The organism is Pantoea sp. BR_17 (assembly GCF_041955125.1).
Taxonomy (GTDB): domain Bacteria; phylum Pseudomonadota; class Gammaproteobacteria; order Enterobacterales; family Enterobacteriaceae; genus Pantoea; species Pantoea stewartii.
On sequence record NZ_JAVAXT010000005.1, the window covers coordinates 14,456 to 30,085 of the forward strand.

General features: G+C 55.7%; 14 protein-coding genes. 5 read left to right on the forward strand and 9 right to left on the reverse strand.

The window, feature by feature from the left end; translation table 11 throughout:
• Window positions 1–105: 105 nt before the first annotated feature.
• The 7 genes from cysA to RAC60_RS09700 all read right to left on the reverse strand — a co-directional run bounded on the left by cysA (window position 106) and on the right by RAC60_RS09700 (window position 5,676).
• Complete coding sequence (gene cysA, locus RAC60_RS09670; RefSeq protein WP_375093483.1) at window positions 106–1,194, reverse strand: sulfate/thiosulfate ABC transporter ATP-binding protein CysA; 1,089 nt, start codon at window positions 1,192–1,194, stop codon at window positions 106–108.
• Window positions 1,184–2,059, reverse strand: a complete 876-nt coding sequence (gene cysW, locus RAC60_RS09675; RefSeq protein ID WP_006117805.1) for a sulfate/thiosulfate ABC transporter permease CysW — start codon at window positions 2,057–2,059, stop codon at window positions 1,184–1,186. Before cysW ends, cysA begins: the two co-directional genes overlap by 11 nt.
• Window positions 2,059–2,892: a sulfate/thiosulfate ABC transporter permease CysT gene (cysT, locus tag RAC60_RS09680; RefSeq protein ID WP_006117806.1), complete on the reverse strand. Its 834-nt coding sequence runs from the start codon at window positions 2,890–2,892 to the stop codon at window positions 2,059–2,061. The genes cysW and cysT overlap by 1 nt, the downstream gene beginning before the upstream one ends.
• Window positions 2,892–3,908, reverse strand: a complete 1,017-nt coding sequence (locus RAC60_RS09685) for a sulfate ABC transporter substrate-binding protein (RefSeq protein ID WP_282498056.1) — start codon at window positions 3,906–3,908, stop codon at window positions 2,892–2,894. Before RAC60_RS09685 ends, cysT begins: the two co-directional genes overlap by 1 nt.
• Before the next feature lie 207 nt (window positions 3,909–4,115).
• Window positions 4,116–4,736: an RpoE-regulated lipoprotein gene (locus RAC60_RS09690; RefSeq protein ID WP_033740806.1), complete on the reverse strand. Its 621-nt coding sequence runs from the start codon at window positions 4,734–4,736 to the stop codon at window positions 4,116–4,118.
• A 63-nt stretch (window positions 4,737–4,799) separates the two neighbouring features.
• On the reverse strand, window positions 4,800–5,261 hold the full coding sequence (locus RAC60_RS09695) for a DUF2919 domain-containing protein (protein ID WP_282498057.1): 462 nt from the start codon (window positions 5,259–5,261) through the stop codon (window positions 4,800–4,802).
• Window positions 5,251–5,676 (reverse strand): GNAT family acetyltransferase, encoded by a 426-nt coding sequence (locus RAC60_RS09700; protein WP_006117810.1) that lies wholly within the window; start codon window positions 5,674–5,676, stop codon window positions 5,251–5,253. Before RAC60_RS09700 ends, RAC60_RS09695 begins: the two co-directional genes overlap by 11 nt.
• A 209-nt stretch (window positions 5,677–5,885) precedes the next feature.
• On the opposite strand from RAC60_RS09700, the gene amiA reads away from it, so the two are divergent.
• A complete protein-coding gene (gene amiA / locus RAC60_RS09705; protein WP_033740810.1) occupies window positions 5,886–6,731 on the forward strand; it encodes an N-acetylmuramoyl-L-alanine amidase AmiA in 846 nt (281 codons plus the stop codon).
• A gap of 48 nt (window positions 6,732–6,779) precedes the next feature.
• Window positions 6,780–7,694 (forward strand): oxygen-dependent coproporphyrinogen oxidase, encoded by a 915-nt coding sequence (gene hemF, locus RAC60_RS09710; protein WP_033740812.1) that lies wholly within the window; start codon window positions 6,780–6,782, stop codon window positions 7,692–7,694.
• A gap of 59 nt (window positions 7,695–7,753) precedes the next feature.
• Here hemF and maeB read toward each other — a convergent pair whose 3' ends face one another.
• Window positions 7,754–10,033, reverse strand: a complete 2,280-nt coding sequence (gene maeB, locus RAC60_RS09715) for an NADP-dependent oxaloacetate-decarboxylating malate dehydrogenase (RefSeq protein ID WP_033740813.1) — start codon at window positions 10,031–10,033, stop codon at window positions 7,754–7,756.
• 360 nt (window positions 10,034–10,393) lie between these two features.
• Here maeB and tal point away from each other — a divergent pair, with 360 nt between their 5' ends.
• From tal to RAC60_RS09730, 3 genes are all read left to right on the forward strand, one after another.
• Window positions 10,394–11,344, forward strand: coding sequence for a transaldolase (gene tal / locus RAC60_RS09720; protein WP_033740815.1), 951 nt, complete (start codon window positions 10,394–10,396; stop codon window positions 11,342–11,344).
• 63 nt (window positions 11,345–11,407) lie between these two features.
• A complete protein-coding gene (gene tkt, locus RAC60_RS09725) occupies window positions 11,408–13,408 on the forward strand; it encodes a transketolase (protein WP_375093488.1) in 2,001 nt (666 codons plus the stop codon).
• Window positions 13,409–13,683: 275 nt separating this feature from the next.
• On the forward strand, window positions 13,684–14,079 hold the full coding sequence (locus tag RAC60_RS09730) for a VOC family protein (protein WP_039339885.1): 396 nt from the start codon (window positions 13,684–13,686) through the stop codon (window positions 14,077–14,079).
• 159 nt (window positions 14,080–14,238) lie between these two features.
• Here RAC60_RS09730 and RAC60_RS09735 read toward each other — a convergent pair whose 3' ends face one another.
• Window positions 14,239–15,600 (reverse strand): 2-hydroxycarboxylate transporter family protein, encoded by a 1,362-nt coding sequence (locus tag RAC60_RS09735; RefSeq protein WP_375093490.1) that lies wholly within the window; start codon window positions 15,598–15,600, stop codon window positions 14,239–14,241.
• Window positions 15,601–15,630 lie beyond the last annotated feature (30 nt).

The following is a 15,630-nucleotide window of genomic DNA, read 5'->3' on the forward strand; positions in this document are numbered from 1 at the left end:
CTGGCGAAACGATACCGTTACGAATCAGGCCAGAGCCTGAGGTATGGCGGTATAAACATTAAAAAAGGGCGGGACATTGTCCCGCCCTGCGTGAAAAAGAAAATATCAGGCGCTGTGCGCAAAGGCAACTGCCCGCAATGGCGTGGCGCCCTGATAGAGCCGGGCCTGTTGCAGCCCGACAAACAGGCGCTCGCCGCGCAGTGGCGCGGTCTGGTCACCGTCGAACACCAGCGAGAAAGGTTCGCTCTGCCAGCCCGCAGGCTGAACGACCAACTGCCAGAAATGGCCACGCGGACTCACCTCAAGGACCTGTACCGGTAAAGGGGTTTCCAGGCTGCTTTTACGCGAAACATCAATTTCCCAAGGACGCAGGAACAGATCAACCGCGCCCTGATGGGCGGAGGTATAGCCTAACGGCCAGTGATGCGCCCCGACATGGAACTGGGAACCATGAACCTCACCTTCAAAGCGGTTAACTTCGCCCAGGAATTCCAGCACGAAGCGCGTCGCCGGATCGCGCCAGACCTCATCCGGCGTGCCCACCTGCTCGATGCTGCCCTGACTCATCACCACGACGCGGTCGGCAACTTCCATTGCCTCTTCCTGATCGTGCGTGACAAACACGCTGGTGAATTTTAATTCTTCATGAAGCTGGCGTAACCAGCGGCGCAGCTCTTTACGCACCTGGGCATCCAGCGCACCGAAAGGCTCATCCAGCAGCAGAATTTGCGGCTCGACGGCCAGTGCTCTTGCCAGCGCCACGCGCTGCTTCTGACCACCCGAGAGCTGAGCCGGAAAGCGGTTTGCCAGATGCGACAGCTGCACCATCTCCAGCAGACGTGTTACACGATTTTTGATTTCGGCACTGGATGGCCGCTCACGACGCGGCAGCACGGTCAGGCCAAAGGCAATGTTGTCAAACACGGTCATATGGCGGAACAGCGCATAGTGTTGAAAAACAAACCCGACTTTACGATCGCGGGCATGCAGGCGACTGACGTCATGCTCATGAAAACGAATCTGGCCGCTGTTCTGATGCTCCAGCCCGGCGATAATTCGCAGCAGGGTCGTTTTACCGGAACCGGACGGCCCCAGCAACGCCACCATCTGGCCCGACGGGATATCCAGTGAAATATCGTTCAGCACCGCTGTGCGACCAAAGGATTTGTTGATTTGTTTAATCTCAATGCTCATGATTTTCCTCCAGTTGCAGGCGTTTGTGCTGCTGCTCTAAGCGCCACTGCACAATGCTTTTCAAAAACAGGGTCAGGATGGCCATGACGGTCAGCAACGCGGCGGCAGTGAAGGCACCCACCGTGTTGTAATCCTGATGCAGTAATTCGACCTGAAGCGGCAAAGTGTAGGTTTCGCCGCGAATGGAGCCGGATACCACAGATACCGCACCGAACTCGCCAATGGCGCGGGCATTGGTCAGCACCACGCCGTACAGCATTGCCCAGCGAATATTCGGTAACGTCACACGGCGAAACATCTGCCAGCCCGACGCGCCCAACAGCACCGCAGCCTCATCTTCATGACTGCCCTGGCTCAGCATGACCGGCACCAGTTCGCGAACCACGAACGGACAGGTCACGAAGACGGTGACCAGCACCATACCCGGCCAGGTGAACATCACCTGAATATTGTGGGCATCCAGCCAGCCGCCTGCCGGACCGTTAATGCCCCAGAACAGCAGGTACATCAGGCCAGCCACAACCGGCGAGACCGCGAACGGAATATCAAACAGGGTTAACAACAGCTGGCGACCAGGAAACGTAAAGCGGGTGACCAGCCAGGCCAGCAAGGTGCCGAAGACCAGATTAACCGGCACGGTAATCAGCGCCACCAGTACGGTCAGCCAAATCGCGTGCAGCATATCGCTGTCGGTCAGGTTACGCAGAGTCAGGCCAAGCCCGCTGTGCAGCGCTTCCCAGAAGATGGAGACCATCGGCACCACCAGCAGCAGCACCGAGATCAGCACACCCGTGCCGATAAGCAGCCATTTACCCCAGTTTACGGGCTGGCGATCGGCATGATTGAGTTGCGAAATATCAGCCATCAGTGACCTCCCAGACGACGGCCAAAGCGGCTCTGTAAGGTATTAATGGCAAACAGCAGCAGCAACGACGCCGCCAGAATGACCGACGCGATGGCGCTGGCGGCCGGATAATCAAACTCCTGCAGACGGACGAAAATCATCAGTGAGGTCACTTCTGTTTTCCAGGCAATATTGCCCGCGATAAAGATCACCGCGCCAAACTCGCCCAGGCTGCGGGTAAACGACAGCGCAGTGCCCGCCAGCAACGCCGGAGCCACTTCCGGCAGCACAACGCGACGGAAACTTTGCCAGGGCGTTGCGCCCAGAGTCTGCGCCGCCTCTTCGTATTCCGGACCTAACTCTTCCAGCACCGGCTGCACCGTCCGGACAACAAACGGGATACTGGTGAAGGCCATCGCCAGCGCGATACCAATCCAGGTGTAGGAAATCTTAATGTCGAAATGAGCAAACCATTGACCGTACCAGCCGTTTACCGAAAACAGACCGGCCAGGGTTAACCCTGCGACGGCAGTTGGCAATGCAAAGGGCAAATCCATTAAACCATCCAGCAGCGTGCGACCCGGGAAGCGATAACGCGTTAAAACCCAGGCCATCAGCATGCCAAACAGGGCATTGAACAATGAGGCAACGCCGGCCGACAGCAGCGTCACTTTATAGGCTGCAATCAGTTGGGGATTGGTCACCACGTCCCAGTATTGCTGCAATGTCATCTGCGACAACTGCATGATAAGGGCACTGATGGGCAGCAGCAGAATCAGGCAGGTAAACAGCAGACTGGTGCCCAGGCTCAGGCCGAAACCGGGCAAAACACGTTTTTGGCTGGCTGCAAACATTATCCACGCCCCGCCGCTAACAGTTGATCCAGTTCACCGCCACTTTCGAAATGGGTTTTCATAACGTTATTCCAGCTACCAAATACGTCTTCAACCCGAAACAGCTGTGTGGCTGGAAAGCGATCTTTTTGCTGCTCCATCAGCTGCGGATTGTTCACGCGATAATAAAAGTCCGTAATGATTTTCTGTGCCTCGGGCGAATACAGCCAGGTCAGATAAGCCTTCGCCGCGTCGGCTGTTTTATTGTGTTCAACGTTTTTATCGACCCAGGCGACGGGGAACTCCGCCAGGATATCGGTTTTTGGCACCACGACTTCGTAATCCTCTTTACCGTACTGATTACGAATGGTGTTGACCTCCGATTCGAAGCTGATCAGCACATCCCCTAAACCGCGTTCAGCAAAGGTGGTGGTGGCGCCGCGTCCGCCTGTGTCGAAAACCTCGACGTTTTTCAGAAACTGTGTCATCCAGGCGCGCGTTTTTGCCTGGTCGCCGCCGTCCGCTTTCTCTGCGGCACCCCAGGCGGCAAGATAGGTATAACGCCCGTTACCCGAGGTCTTCGGATTCGGGAAAATCAGCTTCACATCGTTACGGGTTAAATCGGACCAGTCATGAATCTGCTTAGGGTTACCCTTGCGAACCAGAAACGCCATGGTGGAATAAAACGGTGAACTGTGATTCGGCAGGCGCGTTTGCCAGTCGGCCGGGATCAGTTTGCCTTTGTCATGCAGCACCTGTACATCCGTCACCTGATTATAGGTCACCACATCGGCACGCAGCCCTTGCAGGATGGCCAGCGCCTGTTTAGAAGAACCCGCATGCGACATTTTGATGGTGAGTTTATCGTCCGGATGTCGCGCATCCCACTGGCTGACAAAAGGCGCGTTCAGGGCGACGAACAGTTCACGTGAAACGTCATAAGAGCTGTTTAACAGCTCTGTGGCGTGCGCGGCGCCAGCAAGGCCCAGCGACAGCGCGATTCCGCTCACGATTTTTTTCATCGCTTTGAAGGTCATGGTTCACCCTGAAGAAATTTGATGCAGATCTCATCCGCAGATACAGCAGTTTATTTATAACTCAGCGTAAACCCGTAACGGTTTTATATATCGTTTGTTGATTTCAAAGTCGAAAAAGGCATAAGGCGGCGGGAAAAGAATGCGCAAAAACAGAATTGGGTTGGCAGGGCGCACTGAACGCCCTGCGGGAGGCAAAAATTACGGGGCTTAACGCTGCCAGACGAACTTGCTGAGTTTCCAGCTTTTCAGCGTGTCATCGGCGGGCAGTAATCCTTCCGGACCGTGCCAGGTCCCGCTGTAAACGTAGCGCAGATGCGGGCTGCCAGGCACACGGCATTCGACGTCATGATTGTCTAACCCGGCAGCCACAATGCAGTTATTAAAGGCTTTGTCATATCTGGCGCTAAACGCATCGCCAATTTTGCTGCCGTCGGCACTGGCAATGTCGTTGTCCGTCACCTCAATGCGGTCAACCTGTGACTGACCATAAATGACCAGCTTAACCTGACCGTCCTTCATCGCCTGCCAGAAGGACACCACCTGACCGTTCTGGCCACGCATGCCCTGACGCAGATCGTAGTTGCCCTTAAGCCCGTCTTTGATGGCCGATTCGTTCATCGCCGTGGCACTGTTGATCCCACCAACGCCCTGATCGCTGATCGTCAGTGAAGGACCAAACCAGTTCCATGGCAGCGCAGAAGACCAGTGGTAACTCAATGGATTCCACCAGCGTACCTGCTGGCTGCTGTTGGCGTCAGGGCCGGAGGAACTGGCACACCCACTGACCAGCATGGCCACCGTCAGTATCGTGTAACGAACAGCTTTCATGAAAACTCCTGTTAATAAATAGACCTGGGCAAAACGGATTGGAGTCGCAAAGCGGCAAAAAGTTTATTCGGGCTCGTGTGGCGGCAAAAAGCAGGCGCGAAGCCGGACACTGATCAGTAACCACAGCAGTGCCAGCAAATCAAACAGCGTAAACAGCAGCGGCAACGGTGAGCTGAGCAGATCGGTCTGGACGAGTTGTACGCTCTGCCAGAGCAAATTCGCCCCTAAAGATACCACCAGCACCAGGCGCCAGCTGCGCCACACTCGGGGTAAACGCGACCGGTAGCCCGTGAGCAACAGCCCCGACAGCGCTGGCAGACCCAACACCAGTCCTGACCAGAACGCCTGGCGATCCGGATAGAAAAGGGCCAGAAGATCGTTTCCCTGCTGGCGTGACGCGCCGGCCATCACCAGGAGCCACCAGGTGCGCGACTGCAATAGCAGAATCAGCCAGAAAAGAAACGGCAGGCGCAGTTGCCCTTTGTCGTCGTACTCCTCAGGCGGCCAGACCGAATTAATATTCACGATCTTCGATTAAACGTTTGCCCAGCAACACCACATCGACCGTTTCATAATCCAGCTTTTCATAGAAGGCAACGACCTGGTCGTTCTCTTCCCGCACCATCAGGTGAATTTTAGGGCAACCGCGCGCAATGAGTTTTTTCTCCAGGCGATTCATCAGGGCATTGGCAAAGCCGCGGCCCTGATAATCCGGATGCACCGCCAGATAGTAAGCCGCGCCACGGTGACCATCGTAACCGCCCATTACGGTACCGACGACTTCGCCCCCGACTTCCGCCACCAGAAACAGGTCGGCGTCATGATGCATTTTGCGTTCGATGTCCAGCTCCGGATCGTTCCATGGCCGTAACAAATCGCAGCGTTCCCAGAGCGTGATCACTTCTTCAAAATCTTCCTGGCGGAAGGTGCGGATTTCCATCTTCTGTACCTGCAGTTCACCTCAATTTGCTGATTATCACGCTTTCTTCGGCGGGTGCAACCCTGGCTGCTGACGGCAACGTTAAAAAAAAAGAAATTGCCTGTTACCAGGCTGAAAAACAAAGTAATAACCTGAAATGGTTGAAAGATCGCACCGGGCATAATGTTACGCTATAACACGGTGCATTATGACTCCTCAGGGACATGCACATGCACTTACTCAAACGTTTAATTCATCGTCGCCAGCTGCTGCTGTCCGGGCTGGCGCTCGCCATATTGTCCCCGCGCGCGGTGCAGGCGAAGGAACAGCAGGCTTCGCTCTCTACCCGACCCTCGTCGCCCAGGCCGCGGGTTAACAACGGCAAGCGCATCGTGATGCTCGATCCGGGCCACGGCGGTATCGATTCGGGTGCGGTCGGCGAAGAGGGTTCCGAAGAAAAACACATTGTTTTAGACATCGCCAGTAATGTGCGCAGTCTGCTGCAGTCACATCCGCGTATCGAGGTCCGCCTGACGCGTGACAGCGACCATTTCATTCCGCTCTACCAGCGGGTGGAGATTGCGCATCAGCACGGTGCGAACCTGTTTATGTCAATCCATGCGGATGGCTATACCAGCCCGGATGCCAGCGGTGCCTCTGTGTTCGCGTTATCCAATCGGGGTGCCAGCAGCAGCATGGCGCGTTACCTGTCGAAACGTGAAAATGACGCGGACAAGGTCGGCGGAGCCAACGTGGAACAGCAGGACCAGTATTTACAGCAGATTCTGTTCGATCTGGTGCAAACGGACACCATCAGAAACAGCCTGACCCTGGGCAAACACGTTCTGGACCAGATTCGCCCGGTGCATCACCTTCACAGTCAGCATACCGAACAGGCCGCCTTTGCCGTGCTGAAGTCGCCGTCCATTCCCTCGGTGCTGGTGGAAACGTCTTTTATTACCAATCCGCGCGAAGAGCAGTTGCTGGGCACGACCGCCTTTCGGCAGAAGATTGCCTCGGCTATCGCCACAGGTATCATTAACTACTTTGATGAGTATGATCGTCGAATGTCATAGTAGATCAGCTATAATCACGGCCAATTTTTACTAAGAGAAGCCTATCCCATGCCTGATATCTCCCGCGTAAAAACGTTCCTGCTGGATTTGCAGGATGAGATTTGTCGCAAGCTGACTGCCGAAGACGGTGGCGCGCAGTTCACTGAAGACCGCTGGGAACGCCCCGGCGGTGGCGGTGGACGAAGCCGTGTGCTGCGTAATGGTGCCGTGTTTGAACAGGCTGGCGTGAATTTCTCCCACGTTCATGGCGACCAGATGCCCGCCTCCGCGACGGCACATCGTCCTGAGCTGGCCGGATGCAGTTTCGAAGCCATGGGCGTTTCGCTGGTTATCCATCCTAACAACCCGTATGTACCGACCAGTCATGCGAATGTGCGCTTTTTCATTGCCGAAAAACCCGGTGCCGAGCCGATCTGGTGGTTTGGCGGCGGCTTTGATATGACGCCGTTTTACGGGTTTGAAGAAGATGCGCTGCACTGGCATCAGACCGCCTTCGATATCTGCCAGCCTTTTGGCGAGGATGTCTATCCCCGGTTTAAAAAGTGGTGCGACGACTATTTCTATCTGAAACACCGCGACGAGCAACGCGGTATTGGTGGGCTGTTTTTTGACGATATCCACGAGCCGGGCTTTGAACAAAGTTTTGCCCTTATTCAGGCCGTCGGCCGGGGCTTTCTGGACGCTTACCAGCCGATTGTGGCGCGCCGCAAGCACATGCCTTATGGCGACCGCGAGCGCCAGTTCCAGCTTTACCGCCGGGGTCGCTATGTAGAGTTCAATCTGGTGTGGGATCGGGGCACGCTGTTTGGCCTGCAAACCGGAGGCAGAACGGAATCCATTTTGATGTCCCTGCCGCCCATGGTGCGCTGGGAATATAACTATCATCCTGAACCTGACTCACCCGAGGCCGCGCTCTACCGTGACTTCCTGCCGGTGAAAAACTGGCTCAACCTGCCTGAGTAATCCACGCTGCCGGCTCAGGAACGTGCCGGGGCGGCAACCCGGATCGCCGCCCCGGTTGATTACAGCGGCTGCGTCTGCGCTTCCACCACCGCCAGCGCAACCATATTGACGATCCGGCGCACGGACGCGATGCGCGTCAGCACGTGCACCGGCCGGGTCATGCCCATCAGCACCGGCCCGACCGTTACGCCTTCCGAACAGGACACGCGCAGCAGATTGTAGCTGATGCGCGCCGCTTCCACGTTGGGCATGATCAGCAGGTTTGCGCTGCCTTTCAGCGGGCTGTCGGGCATGATTTCCCGCCGGATGCTTTCCACCAGCGCCGCATCGCCGTGCATCTCCCCGTCGATTTCCAGCTCAGGCGCGCGCTGTTGCACCAGCGCCAGCACATCGCGCATTTTCTGCGCACCAGGCGCACTGGAGGTGCCAAAGCTGGAGTGCGACAGCAACGCCACGCGCGGCTCAATCCCAAAGCGACGGACGGTTTCCGCCGCCATCAACGTAATATCCGCCAGCTGTTCCGGTGTAGGATCGGCGTTGACGTAAGTATCCGCAATAAACGTGTTGCCATTCGGCAGTAACAGCGCATTCATGGCACCGGCCACCTTCACATCACTCCGCAGGCCCAGCACGCGCTCCACAATTTCGTAGTGCTCGTTATAATCGCCGATGGTGCCGCAGATCAGCGCATCGGCCTCACCACGGTAGACCATGATGGCACCGATGAGGGTCGGATTGCCAATAACGGCGCGCTGCGCCTGCTCGGGGGTGACACCGCGCCGCTTCATCATCTGGTAATACTCATTCCAGTACGCTTTAAAGCGGGGATCGGATTCGTTATTCACGATTTCAAAATCCTTTCCGGCCTCAATTTTGAGCCCCTGTTTTTCTAACCGCATGGCGATCACGTTGGGGCGACCTATCAGGATGGGTTTCGCCAGCCCCAGCGAGACCAGCTCCTGCGTAGCATGCAGCACCCGCACCTCTTCGCCCTCCGCCATCACCACCCGTTTCGGGGCTTTACGCGCCTGGGAAAAGATCGGCTTCATAAACAGGTTGGTCTTATACACAAACTCCGTAAGTTGCTCCCGGTAGGCATCAAAGTCAGCCACAGGCCGGGTTGCCACGCCGGACGCCATCGCCGCTTTCGCCACGGCAGGGGCTATCTGCACGATTAAACGTGGATCAAAGGGTTTGGGAATCAGATAGTCCGGTCCGAAGCGCAGGTCCTGATCGCTATAGGCCGAAGCCACTACGTCGCTTTGTTCCGCCTGTGCCAGTTCGGCAATGGCGTGTACGGCCGCCAGCTTCATCTCTTCATTGATGGCGGTGGCCCCCACATCCAGCGCGCCACGAAAGATAAACGGGAAGCAGAGCACGTTGTTCACCTGATTAGGAAAATCAGAACGTCCGGTGCAGATAATCGCATCCGGCCGTACGGCTTTCGCCAACGGCGGCAGAATTTCGGGATGGGGATTTGCCAGCGCCAGAATCAGCGGATCTTTCGCCATGCTTTTCACCATATCCTGCGTCAGGACATCCGGTCCGGAACAGCCCAGGAAAATATCTGCGCCCTCGATCACGTCGGCCAGCGTGCGCTTGCCGTGATCCTCCACGGCATAATCGGCTTTGGTGGCCGCCATATTGGGTTCGCGGTCACGGTAAATCAGCCCTTTCGAATCGCACACCTGAATATGGTCTTTCTGCAAGCCCAGCGCGACCAGCAGGTTCATACAGGCAATGGCCGATGCGCCCGCGCCTGACACCACCAGCCGTACATCAGCGATAGCCTTGTTGACGATGCGTAGTCCGTTCAGCACCGCCGCCGTACAGATGATGGCCGTGCCATGCTGGTCATCATGAAACACCGGAATTTTCATGCGCTGCCGCAGTTGCTGTTCGATATAAAAACACTCGGGCGCTTTAATATCTTCAAGATTGATTCCGCCAAACGTGGGTTCCAGCGCGGCAATCACCTCGATCAGCTTATCGGGATCCTGTTCGTCGACCTCAATATCAAAAACGTCAATGCCCGCAAATTTCTTAAACAGAACGCCCTTGCCTTCCATCACCGGTTTCCCGGCCAGTGCGCCGATGTTCCCCAGCCCCAGTACCGCCGTACCGTTTGAAATCACCGCCACCAGATTGCCGCGCGCGGTGTACTTGTGCGCCGCCAGCGGATCGGCGGCGATTTCTAAACAGGGCGCCGCCACGCCAGGAGAATAGGCCAGCGCCAAATCCCGCTGGGTGGCAAGAGGTTTGGTGGGGGAAACCTGAATTTTTCCGGGAGTGGGATACTGATGAAAATCAAGCGCACTTTGCTTCAGTTGGTCATCCATTAGACATCCTTCTTCGCCAGGTAAGTGGATGTTCAGTATAGAAAGCACACCATCACAAAGCGGTGAGGCGGTTCAAAGAACCTTCTTTCTTAACGCACAGATTGCCACAGTCTACCCTGCGTCATTTTTCATGGCTGCTATCCTTAATGGCTGGACAGTCGTTATCCGCAGAAATGTCATCTCGGGTGGTTGCGCGCAACCCTCATCGCACAACATTCAGAGAAAACGCATTTTCACTGCACCTGGTCTGTTGCAATGTGGTGAGTCGGCGTTACTACGACGGGTAATGTCTGCACTGATTAGGGCACGAGGCCAGAGGTGTTCCCTTTTGTTACAACGTATTTTTCAAGGAGTGTAGAAATGAACCAGCTTGAAGCCCTTAAACAGTTCACGACCGTGGTGGCTGACAGTGGCGATATTGAGTCCATCCGTAATTATCACCCACAAGATGCGACGACTAACCCTTCGCTTATTCTGAAAGCATCTGCTCTCCAGCCTTACAAACATCTGATTGATGACGCCATCGACTACGCGAAAAAACAGGGTGGCAGCAAAGAAACGCAGATTATTAACGCCAGCGATAAAGTGGCCATTAACCTCGGTATGGAAATTCTGAAAAGCATACCAGGCCGTGTTTCGACCGAAGTGGATGCGCGCCTCTCCTTCGATCGTGGCATGTGCGTCACGAAAGCAGAAAAGCTGGTCCGCATGTATGAAGAGCACGGCATTGATCGCTCTCGCATCCTGATCAAACTGGCCTCCACATGGGAAGGCATTAAAGCCGCAGAAGAGCTGGAAAAGAATGGTATCCAGTGCAACCTGACGCTGCTGTTCTCCTTTGCCCAGGCGCGCGCCTGCGCCGAAGCCGGGGTTTATCTGATTTCGCCGTTTGTCGGCCGTATCTATGACTGGTACAACAGCCGCAAGCCCATGGACCCGTATAACGTCGACGAAGATCCGGGCGTGAAATCGGTGCGCCGTATTTACGATTATTATAAGAAGCATCGCTATGACACCATCATCATGGGTGCCAGCTTCCGTAAGGTCGAACAGGTACTGGCGCTGGCCGGGTGTGATCGGCTGACGCTGTCACCTAACCTGCTGGAAGAGTTACAGAACAGCGAGGCGCCCGTAGAGCGTAAGCTTGAGCCTTCCACTGAATGTTTCCATCAGCCGTCGCCGCTGTCCGAAGCGGAATTCCGCTGGGAACATAATCAGGACCCTATGGCGGTCGAAAAACTGGCAGACGGTATTCGCCAGTTCGCCGTTGACCAGCAAAAACTGGAAGATGTGCTGGCGGCGCGCCTGTAGTTTTTCCCCTCTTTTACCGGGCGGGCTCACTCCCGCCCTGATGCTTAACAAGGGAGACCCTTTATGTCCTCACGCAGAGAGTTGGCGAATGCGATTCGCGCATTAAGTATGGATGCGGTACAAAAAGCAAAATCCGGTCATCCTGGTGCGCCAATGGGCATGGCAGATATCGCCGAAGTGCTGTGGCGCGATTTCCTCAAGCATAATCCGACCAACCCCGCCTGGCTGGATCGCGACCGCTTTATCCTGTCTAACGGTCACGGCTCAATGCTGCTTTACAGTTTGCTGCACCTGACCGGGTACGATTTACCGATTGAAGAGCTGAAAAACTTCCGCCAGCTGCACTCCAAAACACCAGGCCACCCGGAAATTGGCTATACGCCGGGCGTGGAAACCACGACCGGTCCGCTGGGTCAGGGTCTGGCAAACGCCGTGGGTCTGGCCATTGCGGAACGGACGCTGGCTGCACAGTTTAACCGTCCACAACACGATATCGTTGACCACTTCACCTATGTGTTTATGGGCGACGGCTGTCTGATGGAGGGGATTTCCCACGAAGTCTGCTCACTGGCCGGAACGCTTGGTCTGGGCAAACTGATCGGCTTCTATGACCACAACGGCATTTCCATCGACGGAGAGACCGAAGGCTGGTTTACGGATGACACGCACAAACGTTTCGAAGCCTATAACTGGCACGTGGTCGGTGAAATTGATGGTCACGATGCCGAGGCCGTTAAAGCTGCAATTAAAGAAGCGCAAAGCGTCACCGATAAGCCGTCACTGATTATCTGCCGCACGGTTATTGGCTTTGGTTCACCGAATAAAGCCGGTAAAGAAGAGGCACACGGGGCCGCGCTGGGTGAAGAAGAAGTCGCCCTGACGCGCAAGCAACTGGGCTGGAATTATCCGGCGTTTGAGATCCCGCAAGAGATTTACCAACAGTGGGATGCCAAAGAAGCTGGCGCGGCGCGCGAAAAAGCCTGGAACGATAAGTTTGCCGCGTATCAGCAGGCTTATCCTGAACTGGCCGCAGAATATACGCGGCGTATGAACGGCGAAATGCCCACAAACTGGGAAGCGGAAACTGCCCGATTCATTGCCGATCTGCAGGCGAATCCGCAAAAAATCGCCAGCCGCAAGGCCTCGCAAAATTCACTGGAAGCCTACGGCAAAATGCTGCCTGAATTCCTGGGCGGCTCTGCCGACCTCGCCCCCAGTAACCTCACCATCTGGTCAGGTTCGAAATCCATCAAAGAGGATCCGGCCGGGAACTACATCCACTACGGTGTGCGTGAATTTGGTATGACAGCCATTGGTAACGGTATTGCCCACCACGGTGGTTTTGTGCCCTATACCGCGACCTTCCTGATGTTCGTCGAGTACGCCCGTAATGCCGCGCGCATGGCGGCCCTGATGAAGGCCCGCCAGATTCTGGTTTATACCCATGACTCAATCGGTCTGGGTGAAGATGGTCCAACCCACCAGCCGGTAGAGCAGATTGCCAGCCTGCGCGTTACGCCGAATATGAGCGTCTGGCGTCCGTGCGACCAGGTGGAAACCGCTGTGGCCTGGCAGGCTGCGATTGAGCGCCATCATGGGCCTACCGCCCTGATCCTGTCGCGTCAGAATCTGGCACAGCCGGAGCGTACGGCGGAACAGGTGGCGAATATCAAACGTGGCGGTTACGTCCTGAAAGACTGTGAGGGCACGCCAGACGTCATTCTGATTGCCACCGGCTCTGAAGTGGAGATCACGCTGGGTGCAGCAACGAAGCTGACGACCGGCGGCCATAAGGTGCGGGTCGTTTCACTGCCTTCAACGGATCTGTTCGACGCGCAGGATGCGGCTTATCGCGAATCTGTGCTGCCTTCCGCTGTGAAAGCACGCGTGGCCGTGGAAGCAGGCATTGCAGATTACTGGTATAAGTATGTCGGGCTGGACGGTGCCATTGTCGGGATGACTACGTTCGGTGAATCTGCGCCAGCAGAAAAGCTGTTCGCGGAGTTTGGCTTCACGATAGAAAACATCGTCAGCCATGCCGAAGCCCTGCTGAAACCGGCATAATCCTCGCACTCACGCGATCCGGCTTCCTCAGCCGGACCGCGGTTTTGCTCTCAGCACGCCAGCCTGACGCTGGCGTGCTGCTTTCTGAAAACCCACCTTCTTCGGTAACCACGTTTTTCGCCGTGTCCGTTGCAATCAAATCCTTTTCCTCGCCCGGACGCTCCATGGCTGGCAGCACAGAAACAATAAGTGTGATTAATGTTGCATCGCCCGTTCCGTTTCAGCGACAGTGAGGTGAACTCAGTTTTTCTGGTGATCCGCTGACGAGGTAAAGGATGAGAACGCAAAAGCGATGCATGGGCTATATTGCCGTGGTGGTTGATGATTACGACCGCGCCATTGAGTACTACCGGGATCAACTGGGTTTCACCCTAATTGAAGACACGCCCCAACCGGGCAAGCGCTGGGTTGTCGTCTCACCGAACCCCGACAGCGACTGCCATCTTCTGCTGGCGCGCGCATCAAACGAACGTCAGGCCGGTTTTATCGGAGACCAGTGCGGTGGCCGTGTCTTTTTGTTTCTTCAGACGGATGATTTTTGGCGGGATTATCACGCTATGAAGGCAAAAGGGGTGCACTTTTGTGAGGAACCCAGACAGGAAGCCTACGGCACGGTGGTAGTGTTTGAAGACATCTATGGCAACCGCTGGGATCTTTATCAGAATGCCTGAGACGGGATTCAACTGACGCTAAAGACCCTTAAAAGTGCAAAGCCCTCTCGTCATTAAACATATGAAGTGAAGTGCTCGCGCCCTGGTAACATACGGTTGAAGCAGACGAAACGCGTCAGCAAGGCACCTTACAGGTCGCCTTGCTGACCTTAACAACCGTTACTTTAAAAAGTGGCTCAGCAGCAGCAAAGAGAGCGAAACGTTGATGGCTCCGCCGATACGCGTCGCGATCTGAGCAAACGGCATCAGGCCCATGCGGTTACCGGCGGTGAGAATGGCTACATCGCCCGTCCCGCCCTGCCCACTCTGGCAGCAGGAAACAATGGCGACATCAATGGGATGCATGCCAATCTTTTTCCCGACAAAGAAGCCCGTTGCGACCAGCGCACTGACCGTGCTGATAATGACCAGAAGATTGGTGAGCGTAAACGCGGTGACCAGCACATGCCAAGGCGTAATGGCCACACCGACAGCGAACAGGACGGGATAGGTCACTGCGGTGCGGAAAAAGCGATAGACCACCTGAGAACCGGCCAGAATACGGGGCGAAACGCCATTGACCAGTTTCACCAGCACGGCCAGGAACAACATCCCTACCGGCGCAGGCAACCCTGTCAGCTTCTGCCCCAGCATCCCCACCATATAGAGCAGCACCGCAAGCAGCGCCCCGGAGGCAATGGCCGTTACGTCAACTTTACCGGAAAAAACGGACTGCAGCGGCTCGGGCTCAACGTTCGTGACATTCGGCATCAGCTGGCCTTCCCCGGTGAGGTGCGGATAACGTTTACCCAGTTGGTTCAGGCAGCCGGAAATAATAATGGCGGTCACGCCACCCAGCATCACCATCGGCAGGATACGGCCCAGCGCTACGCCCTGATCCATATGGAGCAACGCCGCATAGCCGATGGAGAGCGGAATGGCCCCTTCGCCGACGCCACCCGCCATAATGGGCAGAATGATAAAAAAGAAAATCTGGAACGGCTCCAGCCCCAACGCTAATCCGACGCCCATGCCGACAATCATGCCCACGATTTCACCGCACAGCATGGGAAAAAAGATGCGCAGAAAGCCCTGAATCAGCACCGTACGGTTCATGCTCATGATGCTGCCGACGATGATGCAGCAAATATAGAGATAGAGAATATTGGTCGATTTATAGAACTGCGTTGTTGAGGTCACCACGATATCGGGAAGTAACCCGTAATAGACCAGCGCAGAGGGAATAAAGGTTGCGCAGATAGCTGCGGCGCCCAGACGGCCCACCACCGGCAGACGTTTACCAAATTCACCGCAGGCAAAACCAAAAAAGGCCAGCGTGGCGACCATGACGACGATATCGCTGGCCAGTTTCCCGCTCAGGCAGTCCAGTGCAATGAGCACACCGGCCAGCACAAACAGAGGAAGAGGGATAATTCCGACTTTCCAGTTATCCATAATATGCCACCACTGCTCCTTCAGGGTTTTCCTGCGCGGTGAACGGGGCAGCGTATCAGACAGAAAAGAATTATCAGGTGAGCGCATTATTAACCTCTTTGCATCATCGTTTTTTTT